This window comes from Pseudoflavonifractor sp. (assembly GCF_050943825.1).
Lineage (GTDB): Bacteria > Bacillota > Clostridia > Oscillospirales > Oscillospiraceae > Pseudoflavonifractor.
Genome location: NZ_JBMNPX010000002.1, coordinates 93,252 through 111,839, shown reverse-complemented (window position 1 = coordinate 111,839; position 18,588 = coordinate 93,252). Strand labels below are relative to the sequence as shown.

Annotated in this window: 10 protein-coding genes; 1 reads left to right on the top strand and 9 read right to left on the bottom strand. The window is 62.1% G+C overall.

Annotation, left to right across the window (positions count from 1 at the left end):
* Window positions 1-31: 31 nt before the first annotated feature.
* From ACOX7T_RS02980 to ACOX7T_RS02950, 7 genes are all read right to left on the bottom strand, one after another.
* Complete coding sequence (locus ACOX7T_RS02980) at window positions 32-670, bottom strand: alpha/beta fold hydrolase (protein ID WP_433439756.1); 639 nt, start codon at window positions 668-670, stop codon at window positions 32-34.
* A 205-nt stretch (window positions 671-875) separates the two neighbouring features.
* Complete coding sequence (locus ACOX7T_RS02975; protein WP_433439754.1) at window positions 876-5,291, bottom strand: DUF5703 domain-containing protein; 4,416 nt, start codon at window positions 5,289-5,291, stop codon at window positions 876-878.
* 67 nt (window positions 5,292-5,358) lie between these two features.
* Window positions 5,359-12,429: an Ig-like domain-containing protein gene (locus ACOX7T_RS02970; protein ID WP_433439752.1), complete on the bottom strand. Its 7,071-nt coding sequence runs from the start codon at window positions 12,427-12,429 to the stop codon at window positions 5,359-5,361.
* 341 nt (window positions 12,430-12,770) lie between these two features.
* Window positions 12,771-13,265, bottom strand: a complete 495-nt coding sequence (locus ACOX7T_RS02965) for a hypothetical protein (RefSeq protein ID WP_433439750.1) — start codon at window positions 13,263-13,265, stop codon at window positions 12,771-12,773.
* Window positions 13,262-13,480, bottom strand: a complete 219-nt coding sequence (locus ACOX7T_RS02960) for a helix-turn-helix domain-containing protein (protein ID WP_433439748.1) — start codon at window positions 13,478-13,480, stop codon at window positions 13,262-13,264. The genes ACOX7T_RS02965 and ACOX7T_RS02960 overlap by 4 nt, the downstream gene beginning before the upstream one ends.
* Before the next feature lie 15 nt (window positions 13,481-13,495).
* Window positions 13,496-14,083 (bottom strand): DUF2975 domain-containing protein, encoded by a 588-nt coding sequence (locus ACOX7T_RS02955; RefSeq protein ID WP_433439746.1) that lies wholly within the window; start codon window positions 14,081-14,083, stop codon window positions 13,496-13,498.
* A 133-nt stretch (window positions 14,084-14,216) separates the two neighbouring features.
* Window positions 14,217-14,945 (bottom strand): NAD-dependent protein deacylase, encoded by a 729-nt coding sequence (locus ACOX7T_RS02950; RefSeq protein WP_433439744.1) that lies wholly within the window; start codon window positions 14,943-14,945, stop codon window positions 14,217-14,219.
* Window positions 14,946-15,106: 161 nt separating this feature from the next.
* Here ACOX7T_RS02950 and ACOX7T_RS02945 point away from each other — a divergent pair, with 161 nt between their 5' ends.
* Complete coding sequence (locus ACOX7T_RS02945) at window positions 15,107-15,907, top strand: TetR/AcrR family transcriptional regulator (RefSeq protein WP_433439742.1); 801 nt, start codon at window positions 15,107-15,109, stop codon at window positions 15,905-15,907.
* Window positions 15,908-15,961: 54 nt separating this feature from the next.
* On the opposite strand, the gene ACOX7T_RS02940 is transcribed toward ACOX7T_RS02945, so the two are convergent.
* Window positions 15,962-16,117 (bottom strand): hypothetical protein, encoded by a 156-nt coding sequence (locus tag ACOX7T_RS02940; RefSeq protein WP_006574918.1) that lies wholly within the window; start codon window positions 16,115-16,117, stop codon window positions 15,962-15,964.
* Between the two features lie 32 nt (window positions 16,118-16,149).
* Window positions 16,150-18,582, bottom strand: a complete 2,433-nt coding sequence (feoB, locus tag ACOX7T_RS02935) for a ferrous iron transport protein B (RefSeq protein ID WP_433439740.1) — start codon at window positions 18,580-18,582, stop codon at window positions 16,150-16,152.
* Window positions 18,583-18,588: the final 6 nt, after the last annotated feature.

Genomic DNA, 18,588 nt, shown 5'->3' with positions numbered 1-18,588 from the left:
TGCTGTATGGTACAGCACGCGCCCTTCTGTCTTATGTATTTTGTACTGCGGCATGGCGCTTATAGAAGTCGGCCAGCAGCACGCTCAGGGCCTCCGGCGCATCCCTGTTGGCCTCGTGACCCCCTTCGGCGATGAGCCGCACCTCCCCATTGGGCAGCATCCGTCCCAGCTTCTCCGCCGCATGGCGGTTGGCGCGGTCCTTCTCGCCGCAGAGCACCAGCGCCGGGCAGGTAATCTGCTCCAGGACAGGCCGCAGGTCCAGCTCCGCCATGGATGTGCACAGCTGAATGGCCGACTGCTTCTCCAGGCCCATTTTACCAAAGCTCTCAGCGGGCATCACCCGGAACAGCAGCTTCTGGAATTTCAGCAGGGCTTTGGGCATGGAAGCCCGGGCGCCGATGAGGGCCAGGCTGTTCACCCGCTCCGGGTGCTCGGCGGCATACTGGAGGGCCAGCACACCTCCCAGAGACAACCCGCACAGGTCCAGCTGCTCCTCCAGGCCGTCACAATATCGTTCAAACGCCCCGTAGAGCGCGGGGTAGTCCTCCCCGTCCCGCTCCAGGGCGTGCAGATTCGGACACAGCGTCCGGCTCCCCTTGTCCAGCCGGTTGATCACCGGGTCCCAGTCTCCGGGTTTCTGTCCCAGTCCGTGCAGGAACACAATGGGCACGGGCAGATCCTCCTTTCTGATGCAGCACGGGTCTGCGCGGCAAACGCCGATTATATGCCCTCAGTATAGAGAATCTCCCGTCTCTCCGCAAGGGGTAAAATTCTTAATTTTACATAAATTTTCTCTTTATTCGGCTGTTTTCCAAACTTTCGGAACAGAAAATGAGCCGTGGGCATATGCTCACGGCTCATTCCCTATTATGGAATTACGCTTCGGCCTGCTGTGCAAATCGCATGAGGATGGTGGCCAGCTGGGCCCGGTCCGTACCGGCGCCGGGCATCAGCTTTCCGCCGTCGCCGCCGGTGATAAGGCCGGTCTCAGCAGCCCAGGCCATGGCGTCCGCCGCCCAGCCGGATACGTCGCCGCTGTCGGAATAACCGCTCAGGTCAGACTCCGTCTCCGGGCTGCCGCTGTACCGGTACAGCATGACCGCCAGCTGCTCACGGGTGATGGTGCCCTCGGGATTGGTACCGTCGGAGATGCCCTCCGCCTCAGCCCAGGTCTGGGCCTTGGCATACCAGCTCTCGCCGCCGTCCGTCTCCTCGCCCGCCATCCGGGCCAGCACGGTCCACACCGTGGCGCGGGTCACGGCACCGTCCGGGTCGAACAGTCCGCCGGACACGCCCTGCATCACGCCCTGCTCGACCGCCCAGGCCACAGCATCGCTGTACCAGGCATCCACAGGCACGTCGGGGAACAGAGGTGTCTTTTCCTCCGCCTTAAAGGTCACGCGCACCGTCACCGCGCTCTTCGGCATGGTGAAGGCATTGTCGCTTACCGCCACAGTCTTGCCGCCGGGAGTGGTTACGGATACGGTGTCCACCTCATAGCCCTCGTCGGGCTGAATGGTCAGCTGCACCTTCCGGCCCGCCCAGGCCCAGGTGGGGCTGGCCTTTACGGTGCCGTGCTCCGCCGCCTCAACCTTGATCTGGTAGGTGGGGACGGTGGGAATATTCTCCTCTGCATCCGCAGTCACCGTGACAACAGCGCTCCCCTTCCAGCTGGGGTCTGCCACCGATGTGGCTGTCACGACCAGCTGTCCGGCCGTCTCATTCCCAGCCACGGTGAGGATACCCTCCGGGCTGACAGCCGTCTCCTCAGACTGATTCCCGCTGACGCTCCAGGTCACTTCCTGAACCGTCTCCGCGCCGGACACTGCGGCGGTGAAGGTTACGCTCTCTCCGGGATGCACCTGTGCGGCAGAAGGCGTCAAATTGACTGCCCCCACAGCGTCGGTATAAATCTTGAAGGCGTCCAGCTTCACGTGGGGGTTTGAGGAGCCGGAGGCCCCGGCCAGACGGATGCTGATGGTATGCTCTCCGTAGGGCAGGCCGGTCTTGGTGAACAGCTCCAGCTGCTTGGTGCCAATGGCCGCGGAGGTGTAGGTGTCCACCGTATCCACCACCTGGCCGTCTATGGACACCTCCACCAGTCCGCAGGATGTGGAAATCTCCGTCACATAGCCCACGCCGGTACCCACAAAGGTCAGGGAGGCCACTGCATCATCGCTGTTGCTGCTGACCTGGTCGCCGCCATAGTAGCCGTCGGCGGCATAGGGCTCCTTCCAGGTGCCGGTGTACACAATGCGGCTGTCCCCGTTGTCCACATATTCCACCGTGGGCTCCAGCGCCGCCAGGGTGACGGTGACCGTATAGACCCGGGTCTTGCCGTCCGCACCCGTGACGGTGTAGGTCACGGAACTGGTGAAGTCCTGGGCCACGCCGCTCTCCGGGGACACCACAGCTCCCTGGGAGACCGTGATTTCAGGGACCAGAGCAGTCAGATCCGTGCCCTCAGGCAGTGCAAGGGTAATGTCCGTGCCGCTGATATGCCCCTGTGTCCCGTTGATGGAGAATGCGGTAATCTGCCTGGGGGAGCCTTCAATCTCCACCGGCTTTTCCATGGAGATGGTCAGGCTGTCCAGCGCGGCGTTAAGGCCGCTGCCGTTGGCGCCCTCACCTGTCACGGTGAGGGTAAAGGTGTTTTCTCCCTCCTTCAGCTCCGCCTGTCCCAGCGCGAGGGTGGTGTAGCCGGAGCCGCTGCTGCCGTCAAAGGCTTCTCCTGTCTCTGTGCCGTTGACAGAGAACTGATAGACCCCGTAGCCGCTGAACTGCTTGAGCCGGAGGGACAGGTCATAGGTTCCTGCCTGGATATCCTTCAGGGTAAAGGTGATGGACTCCCCGGCTTCGTCCGGCTTAAAGGTGACGATGGCGCCGCCGCTGGCAGAGCCGTCCGCCGCCTGGGCAGGGGGAATGGTCATGTCCGGGTTGGAGACGCTGTACTCCAGCGCCTCAAATTCCAGCGTCTGAGACACCGATATGGTGGGCGGGATGATGTCGTCCATCCGGTCGGGGTCGCCGCTCTCCACCTGCAGCGTAGTGATCTGGCCGCCGCTGTACACCAGGCGGACGGCTGTGTTGTAATTGGCGTTGAGGCAGAAATCCACGTCCCACTCCTCCGGCCAGGCCGGGAGGACATAGATCCGCTCCTCATAGCTCTGGAGCAGCATCCGCTGCAGGGCCAGGGAGGCCTGGCCGCCGTTGTCAAAGTCGGGCACCTCGTCGTTGCCCTTCACCCAATAGCCGGGGAATTTGCAGCTGCTGTCCGTGGCGGTGAGGCCATAGGACACGTTGCTCCTGGCGTTCTCCGTCAGGCCCAGAAGCGCGGCCTGGACGCCGTCCTGATGCCAGCACCCGTTCATCTTGAACAGGCGGCTGTTGAAGGTGTTGATGCCCTTTTGCAGGGTCTCCGGGTCGCTGTCGATGGTGGCCAGCCGGTAGGGGAACACGGTGTAGAGCTCCGGATTCTCCGAGTTCTTTGTGGCGCCGTACTGGTAGGCAGGGAGATAGCGGCTGCCGTCGTCGCTCTCCTTGACGGCAGGCAGGGCCTCATAGCAGGCCTGCCACTCCGCCTTCAAATCCGCTGTGGCCGCGCTGTTGGTCAGTGCCAGCAGCCGGGGCAGGATGGCGGTGAGGCCGGCGATGTGGTCGGTGGGATTGGTGCAGTTCCAGTACTCCTCCAGCGCGTTGGAGGGGGTGATGTTCAGCAGGCCGGTGTCCGGGTCGTAGTACATGTTCCAGTAGAACCGGATGAGCTCCTGGGCCAGGGGGACAATGTAGTCCTCCACCATGGTCTCGTCGCCGGTCATGTCGTAGTAGTCCAGCATCATCTGGACCACCTCAAAGCCGTTCTGCCAGTGGTAGGTGGTGTAATCTCCCGTTCCGTCAATGGCCCACTGGAGCTTGTCACGGGTACCGTCAGCGCCGTAGGCGTACATCTGCTCGGGGTAGTAGGCGCCCTCCTTGCCGAAGAATTCCGTGGAGATCTCTTTGCGCAGGGGCAGGGCGTCCAGGTACATGTCAAAGTAGGCCTTCATGAATTCGTAGTCCCCGGCAGCCAGCATAGGCCAGTACACCAGCCGGGTGTTCTGATGCCAGTACATGCTGCCCCAGTCCCGGTAGTCATCCCCCTGGCTCTCGTTGGTGCACATGGTGAACAGTCCGCCGTTGAAGTGGATGGCCTCGTCGGCCCCTCCCATACAGGCCACCTGGTAGCGCTGGAGAATATAGCCCTGGGTCACGGCCTCCGCTGTGGCGTCGCCGGTGATGAAAATCCAGCTGCGGGTCCACACATCCCGCCACCATGCGGTGTGGGCGTCCCAGCGGCTGTCCTTCCCGGCGACCTTGGCAGCCGCCTTCCGCTCCTCCAGCTGCTGCTCCCACTCCTCCGCCGTGTCGGTCTGGGCACAGTGGGTGTAGATGTGCAGGTCAAAGTCCGTCCCCGCCTCGGCGGTGGTCAGGGTCTTGGTATCGGATGCGGTAAAGCCCGCTCCTTCTATCAGGGCGCCGAAGGTATTGTGGAGATAGGGGTCGGGATACTTGGTGTAGTAGTCGGTAATCTCCTGGTCCAGCTTCTGGTAGGAGACCATCTTCTCATAGAGAGAGGTCTCGTTGCGGTGGTACCAGAGGAGCTGATTTTCCCCGGTCCGGTCGGCCACCACATCGGCGCTCTCCGTGGGCAGCTCATCGCCGTAGTTGATGTGGACGCCGATGAAGCTGCGGTTGTTGCCGCCGCTCTTGTCCATGGTCAGCGTCTCGGTGCGCCAGAGGTCGTTGGTCACTGTGAGGGTAATGGGAGAGGCGGCACTGGCCTCCAGCTCCAGCACGTCGTAATCGCCGTCGATCCAGAGCTTGAAGGAGACCTCCTTATCCCCCTCGCCGGCGGTGATGTACACGGCTCCCTCCTCCAGCACCAGCTTCTGCTCAAAAGCTGTACCGGTTGAGAACACATTGCTGCCGTCCTCATATCGGGCGCTCACCCGCACCCGTCCCACCTTCAGCAGACGGGTGGCCTCGCTGTATGCGTCGCTCCGCGAGAGATAGAGCACCAGGTCGCCGTTCTCCTCCACCCAGACATTGGATGCCATGCTGCCGTTGCCGATGGGCATGGAGTCCTTGCTGGTGCTGCCCATGTCGGTAAATACCTGGTCATAGGCCGACAGTTTATCCAGCGCCTGGGACCGGTCAATGGCTCCGCCTGTGTCTGCCGCTGCCGCAGGTGACGCCAGCAGGCCGCAGAGGAGCGCGGTGGTCAGGAGCAGAGAGATGCCGCGTTTTAACATGGGAAGGCCTCCTTTTCCGTTTTGTCCAAGGGCGGCTTCCGGATGGAAGCCGCCCTCGCGCTGTCTTTTATCTGGTCTGCTCGGTGAGGCTTGCAAACCGCATGAGGATGGTGGCCAGCTGGGCCCGGTCCGTACCGGCGCCGGGCATCAGCTTTCCGCCGTCGCCGCCGGTGATAAGGCCGGTCTCGGCCGCCCAGGCCATGGCGTCCGCCGCCCAGCCGGATACGTCGCCGCTGTCGGGATAGCCGCTCAGGTCAGCCGCCGTCTCCGGGCTGCCGCTGTACCGGTACAGCATGACTGCCAGCTGCTCCCGGGTGATGGTGCCCTCGGGATGGGTGCCGTCGGAGATGCCCTCCGCCTCAGCCCAGGCCTGGGCCTTGGCATACCAGCTCTCGCCGCCGTCCGTCTCTTCGCCCGCCATCCGGGCCAGCACGGTCCACACCGTGGCGCGGGTCACGGCACCGTCCGGGTCGAACAGTCCGCCGGACACGCCCTGCATCACGCCCTGCTCGACCCCCCAGGCCACAGCATCGCTGTACCAGGCGTCCACAGGCACGTCGGGGAACAGAGGCGTCTTTTCCGCTGCCTTAAAGGTCACGCGCACCGTCACAGCGCTTCTCGGCATGGTGAAGGCATTGTCGCTTACCGCCACAGTCTCGCCGCCGGAAGTGGTTACGGATACGGTGTCCACCTCATAGCCCTCGTTGGGCTGGATGGTCAGCTGCACCTTCCGGCCCGCCCAGGCCCAGATGGGGCTGGCCTTTACGGTGCCGTGCTCCGCCGCCTCGACCCTAACGCGGTAGGTCGCCACAGTGGGTACCTCTGTCTCTTCTTCATACACCACGCCGTAGACCTCAAATTCCAGGATGCTGGGCGCCAGAGAGGAGTCGTTGCCCAGCACCAGCCGGACCTTCTCGCCGTACACCGGCTGGTCCAGAGTGCCCTCAATCACGGTGGAGTCCGCCGTGCCGGAGGCAAAGGCCTTCCACTCGTTTCCGTCAAAGTACTCCAGGGTGTAGGTCTTGATGCGGGAGTTCATACCGTCCTGGCTGCCCTTGTACTGGGTGATGGAGAAGCTGTCGATGCGGTGGGTGCCCTCCAGGTCCACAGTCAGGACGCTCTCGGTATAGGCTTCCTGGGTGGCCCAGCGGGTGGAGGCATTGCCGTCCACCGCCTTGTCCGGCTCATAGCCGCTGACCGGATCCCCTGCGGCAGAGTGGGTATAGGTGTTGGTGCCCTCGGCGGGCTTATTGAGCACGATGTTGAAGGGGACCTCGGAGGGATCCAGCTGGTTCTCCAGCTTCTCCTCCAGCTCGTCCATGTAGAAGGCCACATCCTCCTCCGTGGCCGACGGGTCATCTGCAATCCGCCGTGCCGCGGCCAGGCTGCTCTGCAGCTCGGCCCAATCCTCCTCTGTGTAGAGGGTCTCGCCGGCCTGCTCAGCCTGAGCAATATCCTCCTTCAGTTCGGTCTTATCCACCGTACCGTCGCCCAGACCGGTGACGGTCAGTGTCTCGCTGTCCTCCGCCAGCGCCACGCCCAGCAGCGGAATCTGCACGTTGTAGGGCGCGTGACCGCTGTACGGGCTCTGTCCGTCCTTGGTAGTGGCGCAGCAGAGCAGGACGGGGATGCCGTCCTCCAGGTAGACCTGAGCACGCTCCAGGTTGGTCACCTTCTGCGGGCCGCTCTCCCAGGGGATTTCGGTGACAAAGGCCAGGGCGTTCTCCGACACGGCCCAGTCCGTCATGCCGTCAGAGGACTCAAAGAGGGCATAGGAATAGGGGTAGCCGGTGACGCCGGTGAAGTAGTTCTTGAAGTCCTTGGCCAGGGCGTAGAACTTCCCGTTGCTGCTCCAGAGGAAGCAGTCCTCCACGCTCCAGCCGTCGGTGGGATTCTGCATGATGGCCTCTTCGCTGCGGGTGAAGGGACCGTAGGGGCTGTCGGACCAGCCGCAGCCGGACACCACGATGTCGTTGCCGTCCAGGGGCTTGCCGGTGGGGCTGGACACGCCCTTGTACACGGTGTAGTAGGTGTAGGTGCCGTCGGGGTTCTTCACCTCGGTGACCGAGGGGTTGGAGGTGAGGAGGCTGTCAAACATGCCCTCCCGCACGTCGATGACCGGCTCGTCGTACACAGTCCAGGGACCGGCGGGGGTGTCCGCCACCGCTACGCCGATGCGCTGGTGGTTGCGGCCGTAGCTGTACGTATAGCCGCCCTCAGAGGCGTTGGTGCCCATAAAGTAGAGGTAGTACTTGCCGTCCTTCTCGCTGTGCATCAGGGTGGGGTTGTGGAAGACCTCCAGGTCGCCCACACCCTCCCAGTACACAGGCTCAGTGTTGGTGGTGTTGGTGTAATTGGCGTCCAGGGCCAGACCCTGGTAGACAAAGGGTCCGTCGGGACTGGTGGACACGGCATAGCCCAGTTCGGAGTACACCGCCCAGTCGTTACTGAAGCCCTGGGTGTTATGCCAGGTGGAGAAGATCATGTAGTACAGGCCGTCGGGGCCCTCGGTGACGGTGGCGCCCCAGACCTCACGGCCCTCCACCTCAAAGTAGTTATCGTCAGGTACGGTCTGGATAATCTGGCTGAAGTCGCTGTAATCCCGGATGGAGGCCTGGATGACATAGGTGCCGTCGGCGGGCAGGGTAAAGACGCACTTCCAGTTCCCCGCCTCGTCCAGGGTTTCGGCCACATAGCGCTGGTCCAGGTCGCCGTCCACAATGACCTCCACCTTCAGGTCCTCCAGGTTCACGGAGGTACCGGTGACCGTGACGGTCTCGCCGTCCCGGGTGACATCGGTGATGGTCACCTCTCTGGGGGTGGGCGGCTCCACCTTCTCCAGGGTCAGAGTAACGGGAACCAGGTCCTTGCCGTTGCCCGAGATGAAGGAGACAGTCACGTTTCCGGCCTCCTCCAGGGTGACCTCGCCCAGAGTCACGTCATAATAGCGGCCGTTCTTACCCTCATCGTTGAAGTCAATGGTCTTGCCAACGGTCTGGCCGTTGACTTCAAAGCTCCAGGTGCCGTAGCTGCTGTAGAACTTGGAGTTCAGGGTAATCTCATAGGTGCCAGTGGGCATCTCGCCCAGGCTCATAGACACGGTGCCGCCCTGCTGGCCGCCTACCAGCTTGAGCCGGTCCACCTTCAGGCTGGTGTCCTGCACCACAGTGGTGCTGGCGCCGCCGGAGACGGTCACCTTCCCGCTCTCGGACAGGTCCAGCAGATCCCACTCCTTCTCAGCGGTAACCTCAACCACGGCGCTGCCGGTGACCGTTCTGCCGCCCGCTTCAGCGGTGGCGGTGATGGTGGCCTGGCCCGCTGCCACAGGGGTCAGGGTGCCGTCGGCGGACACGGTGAGGACCGCCTCGTTGTCGGAGGCAAAGACAGCGGCAGGCAGATTCTCGGTGACGGCGGTGCCGTCGGTGTACACCACGGAGGTGACCCTGGCGCTGCCGGTTCCGTCAAAGAGAGAAAGCGTCTCGGGCGCCTCCACCGTCAGGGATGCCGGCGCAGCGGCGGTGACGGTGATGGAGCAGGTGCCCTTCACGTCTCCGAAGCCGGTGGCGGTGATGGTGGCGGTGCCCTCCTTCAGAGCGGTGACCAGGCCGGAGGCGGACACGGTGAGGACGGTGTCGTCAGAGGAGGTCCAGGTCACGTCCTTGATGGTTGCGTTGTCCGGCTTCACCTCAGCGGTGAGCTGGAGCTTCTCACCCACGGCCAGGTCCCGGCCGCCGGTGACGGTGACGCTCTCCACGTCCACATACTGGAAGTCATCCACATTCACCTTTACGGACTGCTCAAAGAGGCCGATGCCATAGGAGATGGTGATGTAGGGAGTGGAATTGCTGAGGGTGTAGGTGCCGGTGAATTCGGTGCCGGCGGCGGCGTTCTCGGTGACGGCCACCTGCTGGGCATTGCCGGAGGAATCGGTCACCCAGACGTAGCCGGTCTCCACCACAGCGTCATCCAGGTTCAGGGGTGCGTCCAGGGTGATGGTGATCTCCTCGCCTCTCTTGCCGCTGGTCTTGCTGACGCTCAGGTCGGTAGCGTCTGCGGAGGAGTAGGCCAGGGACTCGTTCCAGGCCGTGTTGTAGGCCACCCAACCCTCGGTGTAGCCGGTGTTGTAATTCTCGGGGGTGTAGGGGTAGCAGCTCTCAGGGGCATTTGCGTCGATGACGGCGGTGCACTGATGCAGATCGCCGTAGCCGCCGGTGGGCTGGGTCCACCAGCCCAGGTCGCCGCCGGGGAAGTCACGGGTCAGGTCGTAGAAGGCGGCCCGTCCGGTGGGGTTACGGCCGAAGAGGTCGTCGATGGCCGCGGTGCCCATGATCTCCAGCTCCGCCTTCAGGTCCTCATCCTCCAGCACCCGGGAGGCGGCGTAGGCGATGGCCTGGAGGCCGCCCTGGTTGCCGGGCTCGTTCTTGGGGGCGGGGTTCTGGCCGTCGGCGATGGCGTAGGCCGCGCCGGTCCAGAAGATCTGGTTCACCGGCTTTCCCTTGTTGCCGCCTGTGTGGAAGGTGTAGCCCTTGTCCAGGTCGCTGGGGGCCACTGCCATGCGGATGTCCCACAGGTTGTCGGTGCGGGCCACGTTGGCCTTGGCCCACTCAGTGATGGTTTCCAGCAGACCGGCGGGGGCCTCATCGGGATACATCTCCAGGAAATAGGCCAGGCCCTCCATGGTGACATGCTCACTCATACGCTGGCCCTTGTTGTAGTAGGGGTCGGTGATGTCGAAGTCGTCGGACACCAGATACTCGCAGTTGATGTAGGCCGCGTCAAAGAACTTCTGGGCCACGTCCTCGCCCAGGCCGTCCCGCAGGGCAACTTCGTACATCATCAGGTTGGGGATGATGGAGTGTCCGGGAGGCTGGGAGCCCTTCAGGCCGCCGAAGGCCGTCTGGAGCGCGTAAAGGTCGTGGTTGGTGTTGTCCACGGGGTACCACTGCTTGTTGCAGCTGTTGACGCCCCACTGGGCGATGGTGTAGTCCCGGACGTTCTCATAGAACTCCCGGTCCACCCACTTGCTGATATAGGGATACACATAGAGGAAGTAGGCCAGCTGCTCTTTGATGAGGATGTGGAGCTTCACCTTCTGGTTGGCGCCCAGGTCGTAGTACCGCATGGCGCCGAATTTGATGAGCCAGACGATGTCGGGCTCGTCCTCGCCCTGGGTCCGAAGCTCGGGGTAGACGCACTGGTCGGCGTCGGAGATACCGCCGGTCAGGTTGTCGTAGGCGGCGGGGTTGGCCATGTACTGGAGCACCAGGCTGTTGAGCTCAAAGCTGAACTGGTGGCTGTCCCGCCAGGCGTAGCCGGTGGGTCCACTGTTGCTTCCGCCTACCTTGTAGTCCTGCCGGGTCTCCTCCATGAACTGGAGGGCCTGCTGAACGGTGCTCTGGTACATCAGATTCTTACCGATCTGGAACTGATAGGAGTCGGCGCCGTAGCAGGTGATGTAGTAGGTGGTGGTCTCATCAGGCTCCAGCTCAGTGAAGTCAATGATGCCGCCAGTGACGGCGCTGTCCCCTTCTCCTCCGTAGGCTTCCTCCACGGTGCCGGTGTAGTCCACTTGCCCCGTCTCGGCGTTGATGACCTGGAAGGGGGTACCGCCGGGGATGTTGGCCGCGGTGGCCCGCTTGCTGCGGCCGATGTCGTAGCCCAGCTGGTTGACGATGACCGCCGGGTCGGTGTTGCTGCCGGCGCCAGGGGTGTACACCTCATCGGGAGATGCGTTTGTCTCCACAATTTTGATGGCGTCGGCGTAGGCTGCGCCGTCGCCGGTCAGACTCATGGTAATGGACAGGGAGGTACCCTCAGTGGCCGCCACGGTGCCCAGCTTCACCCAGCCGCCCTGGTTCTCATTGGGGTCCAGGGAGAAGCGCCAGTTACCGTCCTGGCTGCTGACGCTGAAGCGGAGCGGTGCTCTGGTCTCTCCGTCCTGCGCGGCAGGATTCCAGTAGTAGAGGCCGAAATTGCCCGTCTTGGGGGGATAGTCCGCCCAGGTGGCTATGGCGGCGGTGTCCTCTGTACGCTTGACGGCGCTGCTGTTCTGGCCCAAACCGGCAGTCTCGGTCCACTCACCGCTGGCAGAAAAGACCTTGTCCTCGTTATTCCAGATGACGGTCTGATAGCCCGGGTCTTCCGTCTTGACAAACTTCACGTCAGCCACCCGGCTGTGGGTGCCGGCGGTGGTGATGGTGAGCGTCAGGGACTCGTCCCCGGTGCCCGCGAAGTAGAACGCTCCCAGAGAGGTCCAGCCGTCCGCCGTGACGGCGGCAGGCTTCACGTTCTCCTCCCCGCCATCGGCGGAGATGGTGGCAGTCATCTTCATGGTCCCCTGTCCGTTGGCAATGTTCCAGAAGAATACCTCATACCAGCCCTCCTCCATCTTGGCAGGCTGGAACTGGACATACTCACCAACGGTACCAGAGTACACAGATCCGACGTCCGATGTGGAGCCGGTCAGGCCGCTCTTGCTCCAACCGTCGGACATGGTAACACCCTCACCCACCAGCGTCTCACCGTCAAAGCTCATGTGGATGGTGTCCGGATCCTCGGGCTCCGGAGGATCGACCTCCCCGCCCTCTTTTACCAGCCGGAAGTAGTCCACCACCATGCCATACTTGCTGGTGGCGTTCTCATTCTGTCCGGTGAGAACAGCGTCGATGGTCAGCGCGCCGCCCTCGTGGGTCAGGGTGCCCAGGTCGTGCTCCACGTAGCTGCCGTAGCTGCCGGTGTAGCTGCTTTCCGGCACATACATGTCCAGCGGCGCACCCAGAGACGTCCCGCCAACAGAGAACTGGTAGATACCCCGGTCTGTATTGTCCTTGGTGTGGATATAGACCTGATAGGTACCGGCGTCCACGTCTCCCAGTGAGAAGGATGCGCTGTTATCCTTCACTTCCTCCCAGGAAGCGCCGTTTGTGCCCGGCACCTGTAAAAAGTAGAACTTTCCGCCGCTGCAATCCTTGTCGTTTGTAGTGCGGGATTCGGCGATACCCCAGTTGCCCTGAGGCGTTACCGTCAGACTCTCACACTCGTAGGTGGTGCCGCTGCCCGCAGCCAGCGCCGCCGTGGGGAACAGCCCCATCAGCATGGCCAGCACCAGCAGCAGGCTGATGATAGTCCGTCTTTTCATTTCTGTACCTCCCTTGTGGCGTTTCGTCCAGATTCACTCTGTTTACAGTCCAGAACCCGCTATGTCTCCGCACGTTTCTTTTTTCGCAATATTTAGCAACTATTGCAGACGATATCCCACCTTTTTTCATCTTTTTATTATCTCTATGCCACGATCTTAGCAGATTGAATCTGTTCTTTCCTTGACTATTCTGCCTTATCTCTGGACAGATCCACACAAGTACAGCAGCAAAAAAGCACAGAACAGCAGGCAATTTCGCTCCGCAATTCTGTGCAAAACAACTACAATGTTTAAAATTTCAGTAAAAAAAGGACCGGAGCCCGGCTCCGGTCCTTTTTTCGTCACGTGTCCATTTCATAGCAGTAGAGAACTCCACTCCCCTTGTCATAAATCGCCAAAGTGAAGTTGTAGGAGCCGCGTCCGAAGAGCCCGCTGTCGTCCTCCGGGTTCTCTGCCTCGCTGTGGCGGTCCAGGAAATAGTACCAGCCGTCGGTCAGGTCTTGGGGGACGTCCTCACACAGGTCCCCGAAATACTCCTCATACACCACCCGGTTCAGATTCTCCGTCAGGGGCAGGGCCTTCCAGCCGTCGGCCTTGGCTATTTCCTCCTCCAGGGCAGTCCGATTCTCTCCAGTGAAGGTAAGTATCAGAGTGGTATCCCCGTCGCCGAGAAAGCCGCCGTGGGTGTCCTCCTCCTCCACCGTGTGTCCGTCAGTCAGATTTACTCCCAATGTCCGGGAGAACTGCCCCTTCACTCCGGCAGACGGCCAGGGAGCGCACCCGGCCAGCTGTACCACCATCAGCAGCGCCGAGAAAAAGGCCAGTATTCTGCTCACTGCTCTCCCTCCTCCGGTACGTACTCCAGAATATCCCCCGGCTGACAGTCCAGGGCCTTGCAGATGGCCTCCAGGGTGGTGAACCGCACCGCCTTGGCGTGGTTGTTCTTGAGCACCGACAGGTTGGCCAGGGTCAGGTCCACCCGCTGGGCCAGCTCGCTCAGGCTCATCTTCCGCTTTGCCATCATCACATCCAGATTGACGATAATGGGCATATCTCTCCCCCTCCCTCAGATGGTCAGGTCGTTCTCTTCCTTCAGCTCGGCGGCCTGACGGAAGAGGGCGGACATGACCATGCACAGCAGAAAGCCCATGAGGAACAGGGGGACAAACAGGGTGTTATAGGTGAAGACCGGAATAATGGAGTGGTAAAAGGCCACGGCCCACACCGTTCTGACCAGCGCCACCAGGGCGACGACCAGGCAGCACACCGCCGCCCGCTTCAGGCTGCGGGCGTTGTCCCTGCAGAAGGGGTTTCCCTTCCGGATGGTACCCAGCACCCGCCTGGCCTGCCAGAGGATGATGGCCGTACACACTCCGCAGAACATGAGAAAGGCGGCGATGGCGGCGGTGTGGGGCGTGCGCCAGATGCGCCAGAGGAACTGCCAGCAGACCATGAAGAAGAGCGTCACCGCCGTAGGGGCACCGGCGGACGCATTGTCCTGGGATACAAAGTCGGCAAAATATCTCAGTCCGCCCTCCGAGGCGATGCCCACCAGGCCGGGCACCAGGGGCAGGGCCACCAGATTGCAGACAAAGGCGATGAGTACCAGAATGTTCAGGATTTTGGCCAGCTTTGCGGCGTCTGATTTTTCCATGGGAAATCCCTCCTTGCTGATGGGGCCATTATAGCGCCTCTCATATTGTTTGTCAATCTATTTTTATTGTTTTTCGATAAATCTTTATTGATAAGAGAGGTGGACAGGCAAGCGTCTGTCCACCTCTGCCGCTTTATTTCACTGTGATGCCGCCCAGCACCTGGCCGATAGGCGCGGCAATAACCAGGTCGGCGTTCCGGTCGTAGGGCGTGGGGCTCTTGTTGATGAGCACCAGCTTATTGCCCCGGTAATAGTTCACCAGGCTGGCCGCCGGGTAGACCGCCAGGGAGGTTCCGCCGATGATGAGCATGTCCGCCTTCTGGATGGCCTCCAGGGCGGCGGTGAGGATCTGCTGGTCCAGGGCCTCCTCGTAGAGCACCACGTCAGGCTTCACCCGGCCGCCGCACTTATCACACCGGGGCACGCCGGAAGAGGCCATCACGTCCTCCAGGGAGAAGAATTTGCCGCACTTCTCGCAGTAGTTGCGCAGCACCGAGCCGTGGAGCTCCAGCACGTTCCTGCTTCCCGCCTTCTGATGGAGGCCGTCGATGTTCTGGGTGACCACGGCGGTCAGCTTGCCCGCTTCCTCCAGCTCGGCCAGTTTTTTGTGGGCCGCGTTGGGCTGTGCGTCGGGAAAGAGCATCTTGTTCCGGTAAAACCGGAAGAACTCCTCCGGCCTGGCCTCATAGAAGGTGTGGCTGAGAATGGTCTCGGGCGGATAGTCATACTGCTGGTTGTACAGCCCGTCCACGCTGCGGAAATCGGGGATTCCACTCTCGGTGCTCACCCCGGCGCCGCCGAAAAACACAATCCGGCTGCTCTCGTCAATCCAGCGCTGAAGGAGCGCTCTGTTTTCCTCCATGGCCGTCATCCTCCTCGATTGTCTGATGTTATTCCTAGTGTACCACAGTCCCGGCCCCATTCCAACAGCGGGAAATTCCGCCCCGTGAAAATCTTGACATTTGGGTATTTTCTCCGGTATACTGAAGCCAACTTGACCGCGCGGTAGCAGGTGATACTTTTATGACCAACAACTTGAGAAAGCTGGAGCTGAAGGAGCGCATCCAGGCCGCAGCCAAGCGCGTCTTTCTGGCAAAAGGCTTTTCTGAGGCAAAAATAAGCGACATTGCAAACGAGGCAGGAGTCTCCCCCTCCACCATCTATCTCTACTTTTCCGGCAAAAAGGACCTCTTCGCCTCCCTGGACATCCAGCACATGGCCGATATCCGGCCGGAATTTGAGCGCAAGCGGGAGGATATCTGCCGCATCGCCCTGAAAATCTTCGGTGAGGAGGGCTTTGAGCGCACCACCATGGACTCCATCGCCGAGAAGGCAGGGCTGTCCAAGGCTGCACTGTACCAGTACTGCTCCAGCAAGGAGGATTTGTTCCTTCAGGTGCTCCAGTACTATATCTCCAGCGGCTTTCAGGGCCCCGACGACACCCGGCACGATAACGACGACTGGCGGGAGCATCTGCGTACGGTGGCCAAAAGCTGCCTGAACAACGCCCGCAGCTCTGAGCGCAGCGCCTTTTTGGGTACAGTTATCCGGGACTCCAACAAGTTCCCCAGCTTCGGCGCGGCCTACTATGAATACAGCTACTGTACCGCCCGCAAGGGCCTGGTGCGGTTTCTCACCCTCCAGCAGCAGCGGGGACTTATCCGGGCCGATGCCGACATTCCCGGCATCTCCGATGTCTTCCTGGGCACGCTGATGTCCTATGTGGTCATCTACCACATTATCAACGGCGTCACCTGCGACGTGGACGAGCAGGACTATATCAACAACACGGTGGATACCTTTATCCGGGCTCTGGAGCCCTGAATCTGACAAACAAAGCGCGTGTGTCTCCTCGACGGAGGCACACGCGCTTTTGTTTCAGTCTTTCTTTTTTCCGCAGCAGGAGCAGTCGCCGCTGCACCCGCCGCCGCAGGAGCCGCAGTCGCCCTTGAGCTGGCGCCGGACATGGCGGACCAGATAGACCACCGCCCACACCACCAGAGCGGCCACAGCTGCATAGATGATGTATTTCACACAAAACCTCCCGCGGACTCAGCCGCGCATACTTAGAAAATCAGGCTGCCAATCTGGTATACCAGGAAGGAGACGAGGTAGGCCGAGCAGAGCTGCCAGAGGATGGACCGGATGGTCCACTTGGTGGAGTTCATCTCCTTGTGGATGGTGGACACCGCCGCCACACAGGGCACATAGAGCAGCACGAAGACCAGGAAGGCGTAGGCCGCCACCGGGGTCTGGAAGGTGCCGGACAGGGCGGAGGCCACCACCGCACCGCTGGCGCTCAAGGAGAAGCCGTAGAACAGGCTCATGGAGGATACCACCGCCTCCTTGGCGATGAGGCCGGACAGCAGAGCCACCGCCGCCTGCCAGGTGCCGAAGCCCAGGGGCACCAGCACAGGGGCAATCAGGCCGCCGATGCCGCCCAGCAGGGACTGTCTGGCGTCCTCCACCATGACCAGGCCGCTGTTCCAGCCGAAGGACTTGAGGAACCACAGCACCACGCTCATGGCCAGGATGAGGGTACCGGCCTTCACCAGGAAACCCCGTACCTTCTCCCACACGTGCATCAGGCAGTTTTTCAGGGTGGGCAGGCGGTAGGGGGGCAGCTCCAGCACAAAGGCGGCGGGCTCACCCTTGAACATGGTCTTTTTCAGGATGAGGCCGGAGCAGATGGCCATCAGCAGGCCGATGATGTACAGGGAAAAGACCACCAGACCGGCGTACTGGGGGAAGAAGGCGGCGGACAGCAGGCCGTACACCGGCAGACGGGCGGAGCAGGACATGAAGGGCACCAGCATGATGGTCATACGGCGGTCCTTTTCGTTCTCCATGGTACGGGCGCCCATGACGGCGGGCACCGTGCAGCCGAAGCCCATCAGCATGGGGATAAAGGCCTTGCCGCTCAGGCCGAAGCGGCGGAGCAGCCGGTCCATGATGAAGGCCGCGCGGGCCATGTAGCCCGAGTCCTCCAGCAGGGAGAGAAACAGGAACAGCAGGGCGATCTGGGGCAGGAAGGTGAGCACGCCGCCCACGCCCGAGATAATGCCGTCCACCAGCAGGCTGGACACCCAGGGGGCGGTATCCGCCGCAGCCAGTGCGCCGGTGACCCAGGTGCCCAGAGCGCCCATCAGCTCCTCAATCCGGTCGGACAGGAACACGCCCGGCCCGAAGGTGAGGGAGAACATGGCCAGCATCATCAGCAGGAACACGGGCACGGCAAACCACTTGTGGGTGACGATGGAGTCGATTTTGTCCGACAGGGTCAGCTCCCCCGCCTTCCGTCCCTTCTCCACCGACACGCTGGTCACCCGCTGGATGAACTGGTACCGGGCGTCGGCGATGAGGGTCTCCCGGTCGCCCAGGGCGTAGGCCTCCTCGTACTCGTGGCAGATTTTCTCCAGCTTTGTCTTGGTCTCAGCCGGCAGGTCCAGGGCCTTCTCCACCAGCTCGTCCCCCTCGATAAGCTTGATGGAGGCCCAGTGGGCGGGAAGGCCAATTTCATAGGCCCGGTCGTGGATCAGCTCGCCCACCTCATGGTGGATGAGGTGCGTGTAATCGTCATAGAGGTCGTCGGGCTCCAGGGTGACGCCCACGTGCATCTGCTGGTGGGCCACCCGCAGCAGCTCCTGGATGTTCTCACCCGTGCGGGCGGTGATGGGGATGACCGGCACGCCCAGCAGCTCGGACAGCCGCTGGCAGTCGATCTTGTCCCCGTGGCGCCGGGCCTCGTCCATGAAGTTCAGGGCAATGACCATGGGCCGCTCCAGCTCCAGCAGCTGGGCGGTCAGGTACAGGTTCCGCTCAATGTTGGTGGCGTCGATGATATCGATGATGGCGTCCGGGTGCTCACCCACGATGAAGTCCCGGGCCACAATCTCCTCCATGGAGTAGGGGGACAGGGAGTAGATGCCGGGCAGGTCCACTACGGTGACGTCCTTTCCGTCCACCTGGGCCCTGCCCTCCTTCTTCTCCACCGTGACGCCCGGCCAGTTGCCCACGTACTGGTTGGAGCCGGTGAGGGCGTTGAAGAGGGTGGTCTTGCCGCAGTTGGGGTTGCCCACCAGGGCCAGCTTCATCTCACGGGTGTCGTGGCTGGCGTAGTCGGGCACGGAGCTGTGCTCCGCCTCCTCGTGCTGGTGGGCGGCGCTCATCCGCCGCAGGGTCTCCTCGTCGGGCACACGCTGAATCATCCCGGACCGGCGCCTGCGCTCGGTGCGGCAGGCCTGGGCCTCGTCGCCCATGGCCAGAGTGATCTGGCTTGCGTCCTCCTTCCGCAGGGACAGCTCGTAGCCCCGCAGATTGACCTCAATGGGGTCGCCGAAGGGGGCAACCTTGCGTACCATCACTTCCGTGCCCGGCGTCAGGCCCATGTCCACCAGGCGGCGCTTCACCGCGCCTTTATCGCTGCCCACGCGGAGGATAATGCCCCGCTCACCGGGTACCAAATCCTCCAGGGTTCGCTTTTCCTTCTCCGTCTTCATTGGAAT